Origin of the sequence: Bacteroides cellulosilyticus DSM 14838, from assembly GCF_000158035.1 — a bacterium.
Lineage (GTDB): Bacteria > Bacteroidota > Bacteroidia > Bacteroidales > Bacteroidaceae > Bacteroides > Bacteroides cellulosilyticus.
Genome location: NZ_EQ973491.1, coordinates 970897 through 974131 on the forward strand (window position 1 = coordinate 970897; position 3235 = coordinate 974131).

General features: G+C 50.1%; 2 protein-coding genes. Both read right to left on the reverse strand.

The window, feature by feature from the left end; translation table 11 throughout:
• Positions 1-148 precede the first annotated feature (148 nt).
• A complete protein-coding gene (locus BACCELL_RS15920; protein WP_007212935.1) occupies positions 149-421 on the reverse strand; it encodes a DUF4248 domain-containing protein in 273 nt (90 codons plus the stop codon).
• Positions 422-600: 179 nt separating this feature from the next.
• Complete coding sequence (locus tag BACCELL_RS15925; RefSeq protein WP_044153923.1) at positions 601-2982, reverse strand: DUF3987 domain-containing protein; 2382 nt, start codon at positions 2980-2982, stop codon at positions 601-603.
• Between the last annotated feature and the right edge of the window lie 253 nt (positions 2983-3235).

Here is a 3235-nt window from a genome sequence, read left to right on the forward strand (position 1 = left end):
CGAAAGATATGAATCAATTCAACTCCTGATTCGCATTAATTATCAATTTGAAAATAGACAAGAAATAAAACAAGCAATGTTCCGGCGATAAAGAAGCAATCTTATGATAGACAGCATTGCTTCTTGTCCTCCGGAACATTGCTTCTGATCAGGGCGCTTCGAGAAAATCTATCAATAATTGCACTTGGCGCTTGCTGAAGGTCTGGTCATTTTTTCCTTCACGGCCGCCGTAGAGCTGGCGGTGCAGTTCGGGATTGACGGCGATCCACTTCCGCAGTTTTTTCAGTGCGGCTTCGGCCGAGAGGCAGGGGAAATAGAGCTGTGCGAACTCAGTCTTCAGGTATGCCTTGATTTCAAATTTATCTTCGGGAGTCTCTTTTTTATCTTCGGGAATCCTTTTCGTTTTTTCTGTTGTTTCCATGTTCTATGAATTTTAAGAATTTGTTGTTTTGAAGTTTTTAGTCTGAATTATTCGTGGAGGCTTATCGGGAAGTCCGGAACAATTGCAGACTAAGGTAGAATATTTACATAATGCAGCCATTTCCGGCCGCTTTTTTTGCCCGTGTCAGTGACAAAATGGTGACAGTGACACCTATACACCTATTTTGTGCTCTTTGTGTTGCACTTCTTATAGTTATCTCCTTCTTTTATAATAAGTTGGGCTTTGACGGCTTTTTGTATCCAGCGTTTCCCGGTTCGTGCGCAGGCTCCATTTTCCTGTACGGCCCGGACGAAATCCATGTAGGTAAAAACTCTTGGCATGGATGCAAGGGTGTCCTCAAGCTGGTGGAACTTGTGCATGCTCACGGGCGGCAGACTGGTGTCGGGCAGCGAGGTGCTGAGCAGAAGACTGTGTTCGAGCAGCGTGTGGGCGATGTCCATGGCTGTTCGGAAATCATCGTCCGTGCAGCAGTATTCCTTCGCGTAAGCGTAGTCGGTGTATTTCCGGAAAATGGTGAGAATGGCTGCCAGGCGCATGGCAAGCAGTCCGTTGCGGTAAACGATGCCGCTTGAAGATTCGCGTCCTTCTAGCAGGGTGCGTTTCAGCAGGAGGCTGAAGTGGGCGGTATGTTGTTGCCACTGTTGGGGACTGAAGGTGACGAGGGTGGGCGACTGGAGCAGCAGCTTGTGCATTTCAAACAGTTCGCTTCCCAACCCGTAGAAGTAGCTGTGCAGGTCCACTTCCCCTTCCTGGGGTGCGCACGATTCCCACAACTGGCTTTGCTGGCGGGTGTAGATGCCGAAGCGGCTGTAGAGTCCCACTTCGAGCGAACGGAAGAAGTTGCGGAACTGTTCCTGCGTACCGGCGATGCTCAGTGCCAGGTGGGGGTGGCGAACAACGATGGGGTCGCCGTCTATCTTGTAAGAAGAGGAGACTTCTTCGTGATGGGCCGCCTTACAGAGGATGTCTTCGTATTTGCCGCAATCTTGTCCCAGCGAGGAGACCAGGGTGTTGATTTCGGTAGTAGTCATGCAGCAACCTATTTCGCCGGCAGCGGCAAGGCTCTGTATGAGCCGGCTCTTACTGGTGGTGGCTGAGATTTTGAGGTATTGCGCCTGGGGCTCTTCCGGTTTCAGGTCGAGGTTGGGCAGGCGTTTGGCGTGCCGGGCCTGCTGCTGTTCCTGCTCCCAGGCCAGTAGTTTCTGATCGTATTCCTTTTTCTGTTCGCGGCGCAGCCGGTCGTAGAACTCCTGCGTGGCGTCCAGCAGTATGGAGGTGAACCCCAGCGCACCTTTTCCGGCTCCTGCGGGTGCTACGACGGCAAGATAGAAATGGGGCGAAAGCAGTGACTTCTTATAGAAGAAACTGACGTTGGGAAAGAGGGCGCTACAACTGTTCATGCTGCCCAGTAGCATGAGGTCGCGTTCGCGCTTGTCGGTGGCATGCGTGCAGCAGCGTTTCAGAAATTCGGGCAGGCGGGTATAAACTTCCTCGGGGATGTATGGGGAAGCGGCCCGTAATTCGTTGTTTTTTTCTAACACTTCTTCGGGTGATTCCTCCTCGTTTGCAACCGAAAAAGGTGCATAGGTGTCACTGTCACCGAAATGGCACCGATTCGTCTCTTTTTCTTCCTTTTTCTTCTGAATAATGAACTGATAACCAGATACTACGCGTTTTTGTATATCTTGCATCGTAAAATCGGTAGCGGCGTAATGCTGCGCGAAAAGTTCGGTGAGCTTTTTTGTTTCCTCCTGCGAAAATCCCTTACTTGCTGCCGCACGTCCCAACTTCAGGGCAAGGTCGTTCCGACTACCCCGGATGAAGGGGTTGCGGTGTTCGAATTCATCGAGGAAGTTGGCTATGAAGCCATTTTCCGATGGGGCGTTACCCGGGGCGATTGTTTCTTTCGTTTCTGCCTCTGTTACTTTCGTTCCTACCTCTGTTACTTTCGTTACGCTTTCCGCAGGCATTTCGAAGGCGATTGCACCGGGATTGTAGTAGGCTTCGGGATGCCAGGAGTAGAAACAGGGCTGCGTCAGTATCTTGCATTTATCATCGTACGGGTGACCTACGTGTACGCTGACCGCTCTGCCTACGGCTGCATAAAGCTGTTCGTAATTTTTCTGCACGTCTTCGGGACGGACGTGTATCAGCATTTTGTTTCCTTCTTCGGAGATGCTGATAAAGGAGGCGGCAACAAAGGGGAGCGATTGGGAGAGGAGGAAGATTTCCCGGGTGCGTCCGTTGCTGTGGTCGAGGTCGATGCAGAGCAATTCGCTGTGTTGTTGCAGGTCTTTTACGGCGTGTCCGTTGCTGCATACGCCTGCGGGGATGATGCACGGCATACCGTCTTTCAGTTTCTGTGCTTCGGCTTCGTGTCCGGGCAGGGCTTTCAGGCGGCGGTAATCCTGCACGACTTGCCTGAAGCGGTCGCTGCGTACCGTGTCAATAAAATCGTGGATGCTGATGGTGTGTGGTGCTTTGCTACGCACGCTTGGGAATTCGGAAACCAGGGGCTCCCGATTTACTGTATTTTCCATATCTGTTTATGTTTTACAGTCGTGCATTGGCACTATTGCCTTTACACGCCTCGAAGGTATGGAAAACATTTTTTTAGATACTTTGCGCTTTTGTACACTTGCCTTTTTTAATGTTTTGATTATCAGTACGGAGGAACGGTTGAAGTGTACAAAATGCTTTTTTGGATAAATTTAACAGCTACAAGATACAACAGCTTTTAAGTAACGCTTAAAAATAGGTTGGTACATAAGAAAGTGTGGAGAGTAAGTTTAT

Excerpts from the sequence above, each read along its gene's own strand:
- BACCELL_RS15920 (WP_007212935.1), bottom strand. The coding sequence starts at position 421 with ATGGAAACAACAGAAAAAACGAAAAGGATTCCCGAAGATAAAAAAGAG.
- BACCELL_RS15925 (WP_044153923.1), bottom strand. The coding sequence starts at position 2,982 with ATGGAAAATACAGTAAATCGGGAGCCCCTGGTTTCCGAATTCCCAAGC.